This window comes from Parabacteroides sp. An277, from assembly GCF_002159645.1.
In the GTDB taxonomy this organism is placed as follows: Bacteria; Bacteroidota; Bacteroidia; order Bacteroidales; family Tannerellaceae; genus Parabacteroides.
In genome coordinates this window covers 13,367-31,413 of sequence record NZ_NFJB01000037.1, presented here as the reverse complement: position 1 = coordinate 31,413, position 18,047 = coordinate 13,367, and the positions used below count along the sequence as shown (strand labels likewise).

General features: G+C 48.9%; 17 protein-coding genes. 11 read left to right on the top strand and 6 right to left on the bottom strand.

Annotated elements, in window-relative coordinates; genetic code table 11:
- From B5F77_RS12910 to bioD, 11 genes are all read left to right on the top strand, one after another.
- Positions 1-383: DUF4469 domain-containing protein (locus B5F77_RS12910; RefSeq protein ID WP_140392883.1), on the top strand; the 383-nt coding region annotated here is incomplete at its 5' end.
- Between the two features lie 190 nt (positions 384-573).
- Complete coding sequence (locus tag B5F77_RS12905) at positions 574-3,375, top strand: putative Ig domain-containing protein (protein ID WP_087331400.1); 2,802 nt, start codon at positions 574-576, stop codon at positions 3,373-3,375.
- A gap of 144 nt (positions 3,376-3,519) precedes the next feature.
- A complete protein-coding gene (locus B5F77_RS12900; RefSeq protein ID WP_087331398.1) occupies positions 3,520-4,584 on the top strand; it encodes a DUF4831 family protein in 1,065 nt (354 codons plus the stop codon).
- Positions 4,585-4,617: 33 nt separating this feature from the next.
- Positions 4,618-6,138, top strand: a complete 1,521-nt coding sequence (locus tag B5F77_RS12895) for a peptide MFS transporter (protein ID WP_087331395.1) — start codon at positions 4,618-4,620, stop codon at positions 6,136-6,138.
- Positions 6,139-6,142: 4 nt separating this feature from the next.
- Positions 6,143-6,544 carry a hypothetical protein gene (locus B5F77_RS12890; protein WP_087331393.1) on the top strand — a complete coding sequence of 134 codons (402 nt, stop codon included), beginning with the start codon at positions 6,143-6,145 and terminating at the stop codon, positions 6,542-6,544.
- A complete protein-coding gene (gene bioB, locus B5F77_RS16030) occupies positions 6,545-7,525 on the top strand; it encodes a biotin synthase BioB (RefSeq protein ID WP_239446352.1) in 981 nt (326 codons plus the stop codon).
- A gap of 33 nt (positions 7,526-7,558) precedes the next feature.
- On the top strand, positions 7,559-8,830 hold the full coding sequence (gene bioA / locus B5F77_RS16025; RefSeq protein ID WP_239446351.1) for an adenosylmethionine--8-amino-7-oxononanoate transaminase: 1,272 nt from the start codon (positions 7,559-7,561) through the stop codon (positions 8,828-8,830).
- Between the two features lie 3 nt (positions 8,831-8,833).
- The gene (locus B5F77_RS12880; RefSeq protein ID WP_087331392.1) at positions 8,834-9,997 is read left to right on the top strand and encodes an 8-amino-7-oxononanoate synthase; all 1,164 of its coding nucleotides are present in this window, start codon (positions 8,834-8,836) and stop codon (positions 9,995-9,997) included.
- Positions 9,994-10,656 (top strand): pimeloyl-ACP methyl esterase BioG family protein, encoded by a 663-nt coding sequence (locus tag B5F77_RS12875; protein WP_087331390.1) that lies wholly within the window; start codon positions 9,994-9,996, stop codon positions 10,654-10,656. Before B5F77_RS12880 ends, B5F77_RS12875 begins: the two co-directional genes overlap by 4 nt.
- Entirely contained in the window at positions 10,653-11,417 is a 765-nt protein-coding gene (gene bioC / locus B5F77_RS12870; protein WP_087331388.1) for a malonyl-ACP O-methyltransferase BioC, read from the top strand. Before B5F77_RS12875 ends, bioC begins: the two co-directional genes overlap by 4 nt.
- Positions 11,418-11,471: 54 nt before the next feature.
- Positions 11,472-12,143 carry a dethiobiotin synthase gene (gene bioD / locus B5F77_RS12865; RefSeq protein WP_087331385.1) on the top strand — a complete coding sequence of 224 codons (672 nt, stop codon included), beginning with the start codon at positions 11,472-11,474 and terminating at the stop codon, positions 12,141-12,143.
- Positions 12,144-12,232: 89 nt separating this feature from the next.
- Here the strand turns inward: bioD and gcvP are convergent, their stop codons facing one another.
- From gcvP to B5F77_RS12835, 6 genes are all read right to left on the bottom strand, one after another.
- On the bottom strand, positions 12,233-15,079 hold the full coding sequence (gene gcvP, locus B5F77_RS12860) for an aminomethyl-transferring glycine dehydrogenase (RefSeq protein ID WP_087331383.1): 2,847 nt from the start codon (positions 15,077-15,079) through the stop codon (positions 12,233-12,235).
- A gap of 13 nt (positions 15,080-15,092) precedes the next feature.
- Positions 15,093-15,725: an MBL fold metallo-hydrolase gene (locus B5F77_RS12855; RefSeq protein WP_087331381.1), complete on the bottom strand. Its 633-nt coding sequence runs from the start codon at positions 15,723-15,725 to the stop codon at positions 15,093-15,095.
- Positions 15,716-16,390: a 16S rRNA (guanine(527)-N(7))-methyltransferase RsmG gene (gene rsmG, locus B5F77_RS12850; RefSeq protein WP_087331379.1), complete on the bottom strand. Its 675-nt coding sequence runs from the start codon at positions 16,388-16,390 to the stop codon at positions 15,716-15,718. Before rsmG ends, B5F77_RS12855 begins: the two co-directional genes overlap by 10 nt.
- Before the next feature lie 12 nt (positions 16,391-16,402).
- Complete coding sequence (locus B5F77_RS12845; RefSeq protein WP_087331377.1) at positions 16,403-17,251, bottom strand: DUF3298 and DUF4163 domain-containing protein; 849 nt, start codon at positions 17,249-17,251, stop codon at positions 16,403-16,405.
- An 83-nt stretch (positions 17,252-17,334) separates the two neighbouring features.
- Complete coding sequence (locus tag B5F77_RS12840; RefSeq protein ID WP_087331376.1) at positions 17,335-17,736, bottom strand: HEPN domain-containing protein; 402 nt, start codon at positions 17,734-17,736, stop codon at positions 17,335-17,337.
- Positions 17,733-18,047, bottom strand: a complete 315-nt coding sequence (locus B5F77_RS12835; RefSeq protein WP_087331374.1) for a nucleotidyltransferase domain-containing protein — start codon at positions 18,045-18,047, stop codon at positions 17,733-17,735. The genes B5F77_RS12840 and B5F77_RS12835 overlap by 4 nt, the downstream gene beginning before the upstream one ends.

The window sequence follows — 18,047 nt, the reverse complement described above, 5'->3', positions numbered from 1 at the left end:
GCGAGTCTATCGCCCAGACCAAGGTGGTCATCCTGGGGCAGAAGGCGAGCGCGATGCAAATCGACCACATCATCAACCTCAAGACCAAGGCGGAAGATGGCAATGCGCCTCGTGGTGGCGGTATCCGCATCGAAGGCCGCGAGCTGAAGGTGGTGGGCGATGCCGAGGAGGTAGGCGTATTTCTGGTGAATGCGTTGGATGTCGAAGAACAGCTTCTTGACGAACAAATCCTGACCAACAAGCCCTCGGAACTGGTGCTCCTCATACCCAACGATTTGACGGAAGGTGCTTATACGCTGCGTATTACGACGCAATACACCAGCAGCGGAGGCCGTTTGCTGAAGACGCCGCGCAGCGTGGAAGTTCCCATCACTTTGGTGTGACGGAAGTGGCGAGGCCTTCGCCACGGTCTGCGCGAGACTTTCGTCACGGCCTGCGCGAGGATCTCGCCATGCGTTGCACGAGGCTTTCGCCACGAAACAACGAATAAATTAACCGAAACCCGGAAACAACAAGCGGTTTTCCGTCCGTTTCCGAGTTTCATCACGTATAACGTTTTAAACTCGAACGCGAATGAAAAAGATTCTTACTTTATTGCTTGTCTATGTGCTCACCCCGTTCATCGCACGCGGGCAAGAAGACGCAACCTATTCCATTAACAAAGAGAATGTCAGTATCACAGAAGCCGGAACTTACATCATTACCGGGACGGGCGAAAAGACGGAGAATAACATCCGTGTCACGGCGAATGGAACGGTGAATATCACCATTGAAAATGTAAATATTGAGAGTGGAGAGGCACCGCTCAATATCGAGTCCGGGAATGTTCGATTGACCTTACGGGGGACAAACCGGCTGATTGCCCGTCCTGATAGTTGGAACCAAGCCGGTATCCGTGTCCCAAAAGAAGCTTCGCTCGAGATAACGAAGGAAAGCGAGGGCCATTCGCTGACAGCGAAAGGGTCTGTAAATGATTATGGAGGAGCCGGCATCGGGGCGAATACGAATGAAATAGCCGGCGCTATTACTATCAATGGCGGGAACCTGGATATCACGGGAGGTGATATGGCGTCCGCTATAGGGGGAGGTTCTACTTATTCTAAAGAAAAGCCAGGGATAACACCGGAGGCGACTTCCATAACCATCAATGGAGGAGTTATTATTGCCCAATTAATTGATAATTATAACTTGTCTGCCCCGGCGGCGATTGGAACTGGTGTATCTATTTTTGACAGCGAAACAGAAACAAAAGTAGGGACAATCAAGATAACAGGAGGAACGGTTATCGCTAACAACGGAAAAGGATTAATTGGACATGCCGGAGATGGCTCTACTGGATCCATTACCATTACCGGAGGGAACATCTCGGCTACATCATGTGCGATAACCCCGAAAAATGAAAGTGGTATCGATTTAGTAAAGAAAGAGATTACATGTTTGACTCCTTACACGAAGGTTACCGCCCTCAGCGGAGCGGAAGGTTATTCGACCAACGACATGTACGCGGACAGAGAGAGGAAACTCCACCTTTGGCTGCCTTCGGACGCTAACCCGAGCGTTCAGGCATATATCGCTCCGACAGAGATTGCGCTTACGGTCAATAAGGATGGAGAAACGTGGGATGAGCATGGGAAGATATTCAGCTATCAAACCGAGGGTGGAGAGGTTATGGCGATGGTGTTTGGTAAGTTTTATCCGGAGGATGACAAGGAATATACTGTTTATGATGGGGAGAACGCGACGAATGCGGTTGTTTCTAAAAACAATCCTAACGCTACGCTGAATTATTATACCGTCACTTACGATGGAAACGGTTCTACCGCTGGTACAGTTCCAACTGACGACGGTATTTATCTTTCCGGCAGTGAGGTAACACTTGCGAAACAGGGCGATTTGGTAAGGACATACTACACCTTCAAGGGTTGGGGAGCGACAGCCGACGCTACGGAGCCGATAGAAACATCGTTCAATATTGATAAGAAGACCACCCTTTACGCCCTTTGGACACTGAACACCTTTACGCTGATGGAAGGAGAAATCCCGGAGTTTACTTACGGTACGGCGATAGAAAACATCAACCTATCCGAGTGGTTGTCTGATGACGCGGAGGCGAACTGCGGCGAGATAACCTTCTCGCTCAAAGAGGGCAGTTCTTTGCCCGCCGGACTGACGCTTAGCGAGGAGGGCATCCTCAGCGGAACGCCGACAGCCGCCAATGAAAATGGCGTGAAAGTCATCATCGTCGCGACCGCGGAGAACGGTTCGACAGCGGAGATAGTTATAACGATAACGGTGAAGAAGGCAGATCCGGCATACGCCGTCCCGACCGGCCTGACTGCCACCTATGGGCAGACACTGGCGGATGTGGCTTTGCCGGAAGCGGAGAATGGCACTTGGCAATGGCAAGCCGAGGATACACCGGTAGGCGCCGCGGGTGAGAATACGTTTACCGCTATCTTCACGCCTGCTGATACGGACAATTATAAGATAGTAGAAGTAAATGTGACGATAACGGTGAGCCAAGCTATTTTGTCGGACAATCAAATGACGTTGGAAGGCGATGAGGATACTATCTTTGAACTCGGAGACGAAGGTACGATATTGACGGCTACCATTACAGGTATAACCGATGCAGAAAATGCGAAGTATTGGAAATGGGAAAGTAGCAATATCAATGTAGCGACAGTCGAAAAGCTAACACCACTTGTAACGACTCGTGCAGCTAATGAGGAGAGAACAAGCACAGCTAAAGTAACACCTGTAGGCGAAGGAAAGGCGACCATTACCGTAACCTATACAAGCCCAAACTACACCGGTACATTGACGTATAGTATTGAAGTGAAGGCGAAGGAAGAACCTGATCCAGACCCCACGCCGCAACCCGACCCGGACCCTATCTACTACAACATCTACTTGGATGATGTCTGTGAGGGAGTAGAAGCCTCGCTGAGCAGAGGAGTCGTGAAGGAGGGCAACCAAGTCAGTGTCTATGTAGAGGTGGAAGAGGGTTATGATGCCGAGAACCTGAAAGTCTCCTTTAAGCGTAGCTTGTATGGTTATTGGGAGGAGGTCGAGGAAGGTGTGCAACCCGGCGAGTACATTATTTATAATGTGTATAGCGACATCTACGTGAAAGTTGAAGGCGCGGAGAAGATAGAGGAACCGACCGGCATGGAAGATATCGAAGGCGCGAAAGTCTATGCGCAAGATGGCAACCTTTACGTCTATACTTCACAACCGCAAGAGGTCACAATCATCACGATGAATGGCGCCATTGTCAAGCGTGAACGGCAAGAGGGATGGCGGTCCTATTCCTTGCCGAAAGGTATCTATATTATAGGTATAGGCGAGGAGCGGATGAAGATAAGGAATTGATAGCTCACGAATCCCAAAGAACGTCTTTCCAGCAATAGGGAAGACGTTTTTTTTGAACGATTGCCGAAGAAAGTTAGGATATGTAAAAAAAAACAAGTAGATTTGTGCAGTCAATCTCAAACAAGCACAAAAGAACAAAAACAGATGAAGAATATAATCGTAATGGTCGGTCTGCTGCTGGCACTTCCGGGTTGGGCACAGACGAAAGTCGTGAAGGCGAATGCCGTGAAGGCGAATGATTATGGCGTGACCTATTCGTTGCCCAAGACGCAGTTGGTAGTCGATGCGGAAGTGACGAAGGTCTCCTGCAAGGCGGGACCATATTACCCGTATGCCGAGAAGTATTTAGGCGTGGAAAATGTGGTAACGGAAGACGAAGTGTATTATGAATTAGGAAAAGTGACGTTGGTGAACCGGGGTATTCCGGACAAAGAAAATACGTATATTGTCTCATTCAAAGCAGGGACCGTTGCGCCTTATGTCTATCTGACCGAGGACGGGTTGCTCTGTTCCATCAATGCCGAATATGAGCCGGAAGCGACCAACGAAGCAGACGACAGCAAGCGGAAAAAGAAACGGCTTTCAGAAGCTACGTCTGTCCTTTCGGAAGAATTACTGATGGCTGGTTCGACGGCTAAGCAAGCCGAGGTAGCAGCGAAACAAATCTACCGTATCCGCGAAAGCCGTTTGAATATTCTGACGGGTGATGCTGATAACCTACCGCCCGACGGAGAAGCGATGAAGCTCGTCATCGAAGAATTAGAAGCGCAGGAAGAGGCACTGACAGATCTCTTCACCGGTATCAAGACGCGCGAGACGGATCATTATGAAGTGACTCTCATTCCGGAAGGCGATTTAGAGAAAGAGGTGATGTTCCGTTTCTCGGAGAAGCTGGGCATTGTGGATGCCGACGATTTGGGCGGTGAACCCATCTACATGAACCTGACCGCTACCGAACGCGCTCCGCAGCTCGACCCGAAGGAGGCCGAAAAGAAAGAAAAATCGCTGAAGGGAATCGTCTATAACGTACCCGGAAAAGCGGCTATCGAACTTTTCTCGGCACGGAAGACTTACTTCAAAGGCGAGGTACAAATTACGGAGTTTGGTACGCGTGAAGCCCTTGCTCCTGTGATGTTTGAAGATAAGAAGGCACCTGTGAAGGTCTATTTCTATCCGGAGACGGGTGCCATTAAGCAGATAATTCAATAAAGTATTAACCCCTATTTAACTTACTATTTTTTTATGTTTGAAGGACAACCGAAAGGTTTATACGCGTTGGCTCTGGCAAATACGGGCGAACGCTTTGGGTATTACACGATGCTTGCGGTTTTTGTATTATTCCTGCAGGCGAATTTTGGATTCTCGGCCGGTACGGCGGGGCTTATTTATTCCGTTTTCTTGGGTTTTGTCTATTTCCTTCCACTTTTCGGAGGAATGCTGGCAGATAAATTCGGATTTGGGAAGATGGTAACGATAGGTATTACCATCATGTTCTTGGGTTACTTGCTGCTTGCGATTCCCTTGGGTAAAGGAGGCGTAGCTATTACTGCAATGGGTGGTGCATTGGCACTGATTTGTGCCGGTACCGGATTATTTAAAGGGAATTTGCAAGTGATGGTCGGTAATTTGTACGACGATGCGCAATATGCTAGCAAGCGCGATTCTGGATTCCAGATTTTCTACATGGCCATCAATATTGGCGCGATGTTTGCGCCGACGGCTGCTATCGAAATGATGAATTGGGCGCAAACATCGCTGGACATGAACGAAGCAGATTCCTATCATTTGGCATTTGCCGTAGCTTGTGTGTCGCTGATTGTCTCGATGGCTATTTATTATGTATTTCGAGGAACATTCAAACATGCCGACCGCAATAAAATAGCGGCATCATCGAATGCCAATGCCTCTATTAAGGAACTTTCTCCTGCCGAGACTAAAGAGCGTATCATCTGTCTCTGTCTGGTATTTGCAGTGGTTATCTTCTTTTGGATGGCCTTTCATCAGAATGGTTCGACATTAACTTATTTTGCTCGAGATTATACGGCAACCAGTTCGAGTGGATTGGCCAGCATGTCGTTTTATGTACTAAATTTGGTACTGGGCATTTTCATCGTATATGGTTTGTTTGGTTTGTTTCAAAGTAAAACAGGGCGAGGAAAAGGAATTTCGGCAGCGATTATCTTGGCAGCTGTGGCCGGGTTGGTTTATCAATACAATCAATTACCGGAAACAACTTCTGTGAGCGCGCCTATCTTTCAGCAATTCAATGCTTGTTTCGTAGTTGCATTGACGCCAGTTTCGATTGCTTTGTTTGGTTCGTTAGCTAAGAAAGGAAAAGAACCAACAGCTCCATTGAAGATAGGGTTGGGTATGTTAGTGGCTGCTGTGGCTTATATCCTGATGACATTCGGTTCCATTGGGTTACCCGCTCCAGAGTTTGATGCTGCTGGACAACCGATACACATGGCTGACGTAACTCCGAATCTCCTCATTATGACCTATCTAATATTGACCTTTGCTGAATTGTTGCTTTCGCCGATTGGGATATCATTTGTTTCGAAGGTTGCTCCTCCGAAATATGCCGGTATGATGATGGGCGGATGGTTTGTAGCAACGGCTATTGGTAACTTTTTAGTGAGTATCCCAGCCTTGATGTGGGGAGCTTCGTTGACAGTTGTATGGGGTGTATTGGTTGGTATTTGTTTGTTAGCTGCCCTGTTCATATTTGTTATTCTGAAGCGATTGAATAAAGTGGCGCGCTAAAAAGATGAGAAGGGCGTTAATCCGTATTCTGAAAACGAACTTGCGGTTCCGGCGTTGGAGTCGCGCAAAGTATGCCGCATTTGTAAGCGTGCATCGTCAAGTGACGATGGGACAACTTGCCTCTTCATTGGCAGATCGTTTTTATGCGAAGCAGGCATTACTTCATGGCGGATTGATATCTGCAGTACAAGTTGGAATTTCAGAAGAGGCACTTCGAGAGATTACAGAAGAGGATGATTTCCTGTCTGTATTCTTGGCGATGGATAAGTACGCCTTTTTGTCTGTATGGGGAATTTCACAACGAGAAGCATCGGTTGATGCTTCGAAGGTTGTGTATCATTTGATATTTCTTAATTTTGTGACGGATGGGTGTCCCTGTGGGACATCTATCCGTTTTTTTGTATAGATGTTAGTAGAAGATTTAAAACAGAAGATTTTTTCCGGTGAATTAATATCGGAAAATGAAGCATTGGCTTTGCTTGGTGAAGAACGAGATAGCCTATTAGAGGCAGCTCATCAAATCACACGTCATGTTATGGGGAATCGGTTTGATACGTGTTCTATCATCAATGCTAAAAGCGGAAATTGTAGTGAAGATTGCAAATGGTGTGCCCAGTCTGCTCATTATTCGACAAAGGTACATCATTATCCTTTGCTTCCGGAAGTAGAATGTGTACGTCACGCCATTTATCATGCCCAACAGGGAATTGGTCGCCTGGCATTAGTGACCAGTGGGCGACGTGTTTCTCCTCAAGAGATACAGCAAATAGTTCGAACCGTGCGTTCTATTCGTCGGACGTGTTCTATCAAATGTTGTGCTTCTATGGGATTGTTGAACCGAGATTCGCTCCAGGCTTTGCGGGAGAGCGGCGTCGAAAATTACCATTGCAATATCGAGACCGCACCCTCTTTTTTCCCGAAACTATGTACTACCCACACGCTCGAACAAAAGATGGAAACTATTCGTTTAGCGCGTGAAGTCGGTTTTCGGATATGCTCTGGGGGGATTATTGGAATGGGCGAGACGATGGAACAACGTATTGAGATGGCTGCATTTTTACAGCGGCATCATATTCATTCTATCCCGCTCAATCTACTACAACCCATTCCAGGCACACCATTAGCAGCTCAACCTCGCCTTAGTGATGAGGAAATCTTAACCACTATAGCTCTTTTTCGTTTCTTGAATCCGCACGCTTATCTCCGATTTTCGGGTGGTCGCTCACAAATGTCAACCAGCCTGCAACGTAAAGCTTTATATGTGGGTATTAATGCTGCTATTGTGGGGGATTTGCTTACGACTGTAGGAAGTCGTTTTGAAGACGATAAGCGTTTGTTTGGCGAGGCAGGTTATTGTTTGGGCCAGGATACCGATTGGGTTTCTTAGTCTCTCTATATACCATTTAAATAATAGTACCTTATGAATATTTCTGAGCTTTTAGCATTCGACCGGGCACATATTTGGCATCCTTATACTTCTACACTGGATCCGCTGCCCGTTTTTCCCGTTTCAAGAGCCGAAGGTGTACGTATTCGGTTGGCCGACGGACGCGAATTGATCGATGGTATGTCCTCTTGGTGGGCAGCTATTCATGGCTATAATCATCCTGTTTTGAATGCAGCGATTGAGGCGCAGCTTCATCAGATGAGCCACATCATGTTCGGTGGGTTAACCCACGAGCCTGCTGTCTCTTTAGTATCTAAGCTGTTGCCTCTCCTACCACCTTCCATGGACAAGGTATTCTTAGCAGACAGTGGGTCTGTGGCTGTCGAGGTAGCAATGAAGATGGCCATTCAGTATTGGCAATCGCGGGGGAAAAAAGCGAAATACCACTTTGCTACTATCCGTAGTGGGTATCATGGGGATACCTGGCACGCGATGTCGGTATGCGACCCCGTCACGGGAATGCACTCACTTTTCCGGGGTGCACTTCCTATACAATATTTCCTCCCGCAGCCTTCTGTCCGTTTTCATGAGGCTTGGGATGCATCTGCCATGCATCCGCTTGAAGAGTTACTACAAGCACATGCGTCAGACATAGCTGCTCTTATTTTGGAACCCATCGTGCAAGGTGCGGGGGGCATGTATTTCTATTCTCCACAATACTTGGTAGAGGCAGCACGTCTTTGCCGGGCATACGATGTTTTACTGATATTCGATGAGATTGCTACCGGATTCGGGCGTACGGGCAAGTTGTTCGCATGGGAGTGGGCACAGGTAGAGCCTGATATCATGTGTGTAGGAAAGGCCTTAACGGGCGGGTATATGACTCTTTCGGCTGTGGCTACTACACAACCTATAGCAGACTGGATTTGCGCGGGGGAGGCTGGTTGCTTCATGCATGGTCCCACCTTTATGGGGAATCCGTTGGCATGTGCCGTGGCTTCTGCCTCTATATCCTTGTTGCTTTCATACGATTGGCAGGGAACTATCCAGCGCATCGAAGCCCAACTCCAGCAGGAATTAGCTCCTGCCTCTTGCCTTCCTTCTGTTCGCGAAGTACGAGTATTAGGTGCTATTGGCGTCATCGAGATGCGCGAACCAGTGGATATGGCAAAGCTCCAGCAGCGGTTTGTGGATGCAGGTATTTGGGTACGTCCCTTTGGTCGCTTGGTCTATGTCATGCCTCCTTACGTGATTCGCCCCGACGAGTTGAGTTATCTTACTTCTAACTTAATTAAATGCTTATGATATATGGTGTATACAGACTATGAATCTCAATTAGCTGTTTTACGGAGCAAGGGGAATTACCGTTCTCTCTCTTCGCGTATTCCGCAAGGTAAGTACGTGATAGCAGAGGATAGGACCTTGCTGAACCTCTCTTCGAACGATTACCTTGGTCTCGCAAGTGACCCCCTACTTCGTCAGGACTTTGAGGCATGGGTAGGAAAGAGGTCCTATCCTTTATCTGCCTCTTCCTCACGTCTCTTAGCAGGGAATTATCCGGTTCATCGTCAGGTCGAACGTCAATTGGCTACTCTGTTCGGAAGGGAAGATGCCTTGCTTTTTAACAGTGGCTATCATGCCAACATGGGTATTTTGCCGGCTTTGGCTAATAAGCGTTCCCTCATCGTGGCCGATAGGCTGGTGCACGCAAGTCTTATCGATGGGATGCGGTTGGCTAATGCGCCGCATATACGTTTTCATCATCAAGACTTGGACCAGTTAGAGCGCATCTTGGTCAAGGAGTCACCTAAGTATGAACGCATCTTTATCGTGACGGAGAGCCTCTTCAGCATGGATGGGGACATCACTGATTTAACGCGCTTAGTGGCCTTAAAACGTAGCTACCCCCGGGTACTACTCTATGTAGACGAGGCACACGCTTTTGGTTGTAGAGGTTCTCATGGGTTAGGAATAGCTGAGGAGCAGGGGTGTATCCAGGATATCGACCTCCTCATAGGCACTTTCGGGAAGGCACTTGCCTCCATGGGTGCCTTTGTCGTATGCAGTTCCCTCTTGCGGGAGTATTTAATCAATACAGCCCGACCTTTTATCTTTAGTACAGCCCTACCTCCCTATCAAGTGGCTTGGACCTCTTTCCTCCTCGAACGCTTAGCAACTTGGGACGACCGTCGCGCGCATTTGGCCACGATAAGTCATCAGTTAGCGCAAGCATTGTGTGGAGAGGAGAAGGCTATGGGGGCAACTCATATTCTGCCTTGGGTCTTAGGTGATAACGCGACTTGCCTCCAAGTAGCCCGCGAGCTGGACGAAGGTGATTTCTATTGTCTGCCTATACGCACGCCTACCGTCCCGGCAGGAAGTGCCCGTATTCGTTTCTCCCTCTCAGCAGATATGACGGAGAGGGAGATAGCTACACTTAGCTCCCTTATTCAACACATGCATAGATTATGAAGATAGAGAAACTCATCGATAGGGGTTATCCTAAACTGATATTATGTTTTAATGGATGGTCTGCCCCGCTTGCGCTCTTCCGTCAGTTGGCCGTTCCGGCTGATGCCGACTATTGGGTAGTCTACGATTACCGCGACAGCCAGTTCGATACGGACTTAAGCGCTTATGCGGAAGTGCAGGTCTATGCTTGGTCGCTGGGCGTGTGGGTGGCTTCTCAAGTATTACCGACGCTACCTCATGTGCGGATTACGAAGTCAGTCGCTATCAATGGGACACCTTCGCCTCTAAGCGCGACCGAAGGTATTCCAGAAGTCGCTTTCCGTGCAACGCTTCATCACCTCACGCTTGAAGGCATCCGCTTGTTCAACCAGCGGATATGCGCCTCACCGGAGAACATAGCTCAGTATGAAGCCTATACGCCTCGTCCACTGGCCGAAGTAGCCGATGAGCTACGGTTCCTATACAAGCAAATCAAGGGAACGAAGGTACCTACTGATTTCCCTTGGAGTCAGGCTTATGTGAGTAGTCCAGCTATAGGCGACGCCATATTCCCTGTAGCCAATCAACTCCGGGCATGGAAATCCCAGCAAGTACCCGTGCAGTTCCTCCAAGCTCCTCATTGTCCTTTTTTCCAATATCCTAACCTATTTGCCCTATGAATCCGATTTCCCGCACGTCCCTTATCCATCGGTTCTCCCGGGCATGGGACACCTACGATCAAGCTGCCGAGGCCCAACAGCATATAGCCCATACGGCCTTGACCTTGTTGCAAGAGGCAATAACCCGGCATCACCTCCAGCCTCATCACATCTTAGAGGTAGGGTGTGGTACAGGCTATTTTACACACTTGATACAACCCCTTTTCCCGAAAGCCCAATGGATGCTCAACGACCTGATGCCCCACGCTCGCTACATACTCCCATCGTGCCTTCCCGGCACGCAGTTTACAGGCGGGGATATTCTTTCGTGCGACTTCAAGTCGGTATACGACCTGATAGTCTCTACGTCCGTATTCCAATGGATAGAGGATAAAGTGGCTTTAGTGCATAACTTATCTCAATGGCAACCTTCCGGCGGGCTATTGCTCTTCACCACTTTCTTGCCTGATAACCTACGTGAGATAAAGGAACTGACAGGAGTTGGCCTTGCCTATCCGACCCAGGCAGCTTGGTACCATGTCCTGTCGCCCCTTTACGAAGTAGACATCATGCGGCAAGAGGAGTTAACCCTTTGGTTTGATAGTCCGCTTGCTGTCTTACAGCATCTGAGGCATACAGGCGTGACCGCAACTAATTCCACACCTTGGACGCCTGCGCGGCTCCGTCGTTTCTGCCAAACTTACGAAGCGCATTATCGGAATACAGAAGGCAAGGTGCCCCTGACCTATGCCCCGCTCTATATCCGAGCTAGGCGCAAGTAGTTGCTGCATAAATAATATAAATAGTATATATTCACTCTTAATTCTAAGTTAGATATGACGAACAACGTATTCTTTATTTCAGGTATTGATACCGGTATTGGCAAAACCTATGCCACCGGTTTATTAGCAAGGGCGCTTGCAAAACGTGGCAAACACGTCATCACGCAGAAACTGGTGCAGACCGGTTGCACGGAGGTATCCGAAGATATAGAAACACACCGGCGGTTACAAGGAGTTCCATTTACCCAAGAGGATAAAGACGGAGTGACCTGCCCCTATATCTTCGCTTATCCTTGCTCTCCCCACATGGCAGCTGCGCGCGAACATCGTACCATCGACTTCGCTACCCTCGATGCCTATACCCATACCTTAGCACAACGGTATGACGTTGTCCTGCTCGAAGGAGCTGGCGGGCTGATGGTGCCACTCCACGAGCATATCCTTACGATTGATTATGTCGCTACCCGCCATTATCCCCTTATTCTTGTCACCTGTGGACGTTTAGGCAGCCTCAATCATACTCTGTTGTCTATCGAGGCTTGCCAGACACGTGGCATACCTATAGCCGCCCTTATTTACAATGAATATCCAGTAGAAGACACCGAGATACAGCAGAATTCTCTGCATTACCTGCAACAGCGGTATCCCGACCTACCTGTACTTTTGCTACCACCCGCAGATAAGGGCGAAATAGACCCCCACACCCTTCCCGATATCCTGCTATGAGCATATCCGCAAGTAGGGTAAGGGGATAAAAAAAGAGGCAGAGAGCCTAAGCTCCCTGCCTCGTATGGTAGTTATGAGTGTGAAACGTATTAGTCTTCCCGTACGGCTACCAGGTTTCTATCCCCAAAGGCATTGTCTACACGGGCTACGTTTACCCAGAACTTTGCCTCGTGCAGCCACTCCAGAGGAAAGGCAGCCTTCGAGCGGGTGTAAGTATGTTCCCACACATCCCCGGTAACTTCATACTCAGGGTGAGGCGCATTCTTAAGTACGTTGTCCGTTGGGTCGGCCTTACCCTCCTCTACTTCCTTAATCTCATCCCAGATGCATTCCAATACTTGCACGAAACGGTCAAGCTCTTCTTTGCTCTCACTTTCGGTAGGTTCCACCATCAACGTTCCGTGTACAGGGAAGGAGAGAGTAGGAGCGTGATAACCAAAGTCCATAAGGCGTTTAGCGATATCGCTTTCGTCTATACCTGACCTCTCCTTCACGGTGCGGCATTCGAGTATCAGTTCGTGTCCTACACGACCCGTCGTACCCGTATACACGATACCATACGTATCCTTGAACTTAGCAGCCAAGTAATTAGCGTTCACAATGGCCATCTTAGTAGCCCACGTTAACCCCTCTGTACCCAACAAGCGGATATAGGAGTAGGTAATAGGTAGGATACCTGCACTGCCGTAAGGTGCAGCCGACACCGTATTGGTATCATCACCCCACAATACCGGATGCTTAGGGAGGAAAGGTACTAAATGCTCGGCTACGCAGATAGGGCCAACACCAGGTCCGCCTCCGCCATGAGGAGAAGCAAATGTCTTATGCAAATTGAGGTGGCATACATCGGCACCGATGGTCCCTGGGTTCGTAAGCCCTACCTGGGCGTTCATATTGGCGCCGTCCATATAGAGTTGCCCACCGCAGGCATGTATTATGTCACACATTTCTTTGATGTCTGCCTCGAATATACCGTGAGTCGAAGGATAAGTAATCATACTGGCTGCTAGATGCTCGCGGTTGGCTTCCGCCTTAGCCTTGAAATCCGCTAAGTCAATATTCCCATGCGCGTCACAGGCTACTGTAACGGTCTTGAACCCACATTGCACAGCTGAGGCAGGGTTGGTACCATGGGCAGAGGCAGGTAGCAATACAATGTTGCGTTGTGCACCTTCACCGCGGCTTTCTAAGTAAGCACGGATAATGCGTAACCCCGTATACTCGCCTGCCGCACCTGAGTTCGGTTGCAGCGTGCAACCCTTGAACCCGGTTATCTCACAAAGGTAACTACTCAGGTTCTCTATAAGCTCCGTGTAACCCTCTACCTGATTAGCTGGCGCATAGGGGTGTATGTTTTGGAACTGTGGGAAACTGAGTGGAAGCATGGTGGCCGCTGGGTTCAACTTCATTGTACATGAACCCAACGATATCATAGACTGTGCCAACGATACATCCTTCCTACCCAACCGTGTGATATAGCGCATCAGCTCGGTCTCGGTATGGTATTTCTTGAAGACTTCTTGCTGGAGGAAGGGTGAAGTGCGGGCAAACTTAGGGTCGAAATAGGTCTGCATAGGTATGTTCTCTTGCAGCATGTAGTCTTTCCCAGCAGCCCCTGAGAAGATGTAAAGGAGAACGCCCACATCCGTAGGTTGTGTAGTCTCGTCTACGCTAATGCCTACTAACCCACTGTCAAGGTAACGCAGGTTTACTTTGCATTCCAGCGCAATCTCGCGGAGTACATTAACTGATACGTTGCTGGGCAATTCGATGAGGAGCGTATCAAAGTAATCCTTGTTTAATTGCTTATACCCCAACTTCTCTAACTCTTGTGCCAAGAAGCCGGCTGTAGCATGGATGCGAGTGGCAATATCCTTAAGCCCATCTGCGCCATGGTAGACTGCATAGAAGCCGGCCATGGTAGCGAGTAAGGCTTGGGCTGTACATATATTGGAAGTGGCCTTTTCGCGTTTGATATGTTGTTCGCGTGTTTGGAGGGCTAAGCGGTAGGCCTTGTGTCCGTACGCGTCCTTCGAGATACCGATGATACGTCCCGGTATAGCGCGTTTATACTCCTCTTTAGTTGCGAAGTAAGCCGCTGAGGGGCCACCATAGAACATGGGTATACCAAAACGTTGGCTGCTGCCAAACACTACATCTGCATCCCACTCGCCTGGAGGGGTGAGGAGTACCAGACTCATGAGGTCTGCGGCAACGGCCACTTTCGTACCGTTGGCATGCGCCTTCGCTACAAACTCACGGTAGTCTTCAATCAAACCTTCGCCATTGGGGTATTGCACGATGGCACCAAATACGTCTGGGGTGAAGTTGAATGTATGGAAGTCCCCTACGACAATACGGATTCCCTGCGGAATGCCACGCGTATGTATAACCGCTTGTGTGGAGGCAAATACGTGTTCATCCACGAATAGCGTATTTGCTTCCTCCTTTACTTGTGTACGGCTACGTGTACCATGGAACATGGTAGCTGCCTCGGCTGCAGCGGTAGCTTCATCGAGCAGGGAGCAGTTCGCTAAAGGTAGTCCCGTTAAGTCACAGATAACTGTCTGGTAGTTCAACAAGGCTTCTAGGCGTCCTTGGGACACTTCTGCTTGGTAGGGTGTGTACGAGGTATACCACACCGGGTTTTCGAATACATTCCGCTGTATGGGTGCGGGGCAAATGGTATCATACCATCCCATACCTATATAGGAGGTATATACCTCGTTCTTCGAGGCCAACTCTGCCAAATGCTCTGCCAACTCCCGTTCTGTCATAGGCTCTGGCAGGTTAAGCGGTTCTGCTAACCGTATGTTGGCAGGTATGGTCTGGTCAATCAGTTCATCTACTGATTGCACACCTATGGTCTGTAGCATCTCCGGTAGTGCTTCCGAAGTGATGCCCACATGTCGATTAATGAATTTAGTAGTATTCATTGCTTTAGGTATTTTATATATAAGGATTGTTCGTTTGTTCGTATTGTATTGTTGTCGTCGGTCCATGCCCTGGATACACCACCGTATCGCCTGGCAAGGCGAACAGTACCTCCTGGATAGAGTGTATGAGTTGGTCATAGTTACCATGCCATAGGTCCGTACGTCCGATACTGCCACAGAAGAGTGCATCTCCTACATAAATCTGCCCGGCAGCTTCGCAGTAGTACCCCACGCTTCCGGGTGAGTGTCCCGGTATCTCGAGCACGCGCAGGGTTGTATGTCCGAAGGTGATAATATCTCCGCCTTGCACCGTCCATTGGGGCATAGGCACTTCTTCTCGCAGCATTAAGCCCAGGATACGCGCCTGTTCCTCGATAGTGGGGAGTATAGCATCTCCTTTATGCATTTCCGGCGATAGTTTATGTTTCCTGAATAGGTACCCTGCCCCCAATAGATGGTCTGCATGATAGTGTGTACCCAAGTGGCGTACCACCTGGAGTTGTTGCTCCTTCAGGAAGCACTCTAACAGTGCAGTCTCGGTTGGGTAAGCGCAGCCACAATCTATAATAACGGCCTCGCCTGTATCGTCATAGAGGACGTAAGTGTTCTCCGCGAAGTAGTTTACGCTAAATACTTTTACTTGCATAGAGGTACGTACACAACTTTTTTCGTTACATAATATTCTTCCCGAAAGGTGTCTGCTAAGTCTATAGTAAGGGCTACCTGTTTGAAGGGAAGTATTTCATGTGCCAGTTCGCCCCCTTTCAGACATATAAGTCCGTTAGGAAGTGCATTCTGCTGTTCCTTGCGGATGTTCTTACGCACCAGCTTCACAAGATTGGCCAAAGGCATGACCGCACGGCTAACCACAAAGTCGTATAACTCCTTCACCTCTTCACCACGTGCGTGGCTAAATGAGACATTCCGTAAGCCTATCCCATCGGCCACGGCTTGTGCCACCCGTATTTTCTTCCCAATGCTATCTACCAAGTGAAAGTGTACATCGGGGTATAAGATAGCTAAAGGGATGCCTGGGAAGCCGCCTCCGGTGCCCAGGTCCATCACGCTCGTACCCGCCTTGAAATGCAACATGCAGGTGATACCCAACGAGTGCAGTACATGATGCAGGTACAAATTCCCGATATCCTTGCGCGAGATTACATTAATCTTGGCATTCCACTCTTCATAGAGCGGACCCAGTGCACGAAGTTGCTCGCGTTGCACGCTCGTCAGTTCAGGGAAATAGGCTTCCACGCGCGCCAGTTGCTCCTCTTGGCTAAGGAGGGGGATGATAGGATTGTTCTCTTCCATGTGTTGTACTTATTATAATTTGCCTGCCAGCTTGGCGATAGGCGTATCCGGTTTAAGTAATACATGCACTTCATCGAACGAGAGGTGTACATGGACGGGTCCTACCACATACGCGGCTACCTCATACTCGTTAAAGGTATAGGTGATGCCACTATCGTCTACATAGAAGTTATTGTTAGGGTATATCTCATCTACGCTAAAGAACCCGATATTCTCTAGCTCCTTAGGGTCCGACAAGTCATTGTCGCGTGTGATGGCATGTACGAGTATCTCCGCGAGTAAATCTTGGTAACCCTCCCCATAGATATCCTCTTCGTGAATGCGCTCCCCTGTAGTAGCATCTAATACGAAGTGGTTGTAGGCATGCGCCCCGTGCGCCCCTCCGGTATAGTTCTCGAATTGCACCGTAAAGCTAAGCAGTCCGTTGCTGTTATATCGTATCTGGTCTGACGATGTCTCATAGTAGGAGTACCAGGCGCCTACGGGCGTATCTTCGTCCGCGCGCTTCAGCTCTGTCTCGAAATCATCCTCCAGGTCTTTATATGCCTCTAGGTAGTCATGGGTATAACGCTCTACGGCCTGCGTAGGCGCCAACGTGTCATACGCCTCCCCAAAGTAAGCCGTTACGAACTGTTTCTGCAACATAGGCAGCACGTTTGCCTCAGCCTTCTGGGGGTACACAAACTTAATCTGCAGGTTGCAATTCGGGTACTGCTCATTCCCCAGCAAATGATACTGCTGCGATACCATCGTAGAATCGAACTGTATATCATTCTTTACCTCTTTCACAGCCCCCGGCTTGCACCCAGACAGGCATAGCCCTGCCGCCAATACATAGCCTATGACTTTACTCTTTTCCATTATGCTATAGATTATGTTAAGTTTATATTCACTTGCAAATGTACATATAATTATGGGTATTGCCAAACTTATGGTTGTTATGCTTACTTTAATGCTTCCCCTATAGCCGCGATATAGGCTTCTGCTTTAGGCAGAAGTTCGGCTACTTCCTCTGCGCTCGAATAGGCAAAGTCGTCATAGTCGCTGCTATGCCTCCGCTCAAATAGGAGGGAGAAGGTACGGCCTATCTCTCGTGGTAAACGTCCAGTAGCTACAAAGTGCATACCCAGCATCTGCTTTACGCCTGCATGTGTGCCTGGATTCAGCCCCTGCTTTACAAGTAAGGCTACCGTTGCATAATAACAAGCATAGTATAAACGGTTGATGGCCGTATTATAGTATCCTTGCTGTTGCAAGAAGGGTACCTCTGCTAATGTCTCCTTTGCCCGTTGATAACGGTAGGCTGACAGGGCTTCTATTTGTTCACTGTTATACTGTTCCTTCATAGCACAATCCCTTCCTTCTTTACGTTCATATAGAATGGGGTAGGGAGGGGCGGGTTGTCCCATACTTGCTTTAGCAGCACACGGGCGCTGATGGGTATGCCTGTCTCTATTTCTATATCATAGAGCGGGGCTATGATGCGCTCCTCCTCTGCGACCGTCAGGGTAGGACCCTCTACCAGTACCAATAGGTCGATGTCGCTATCGGGCCGTGCATCCCCCCGTGCTTCGCTTCCGTATAGGATTGCCTTCGCACTGGGGGCTACCTCCCGCAACGCACGTCGTATGCGCTCTACTATCTGAGGCCGTCTCAT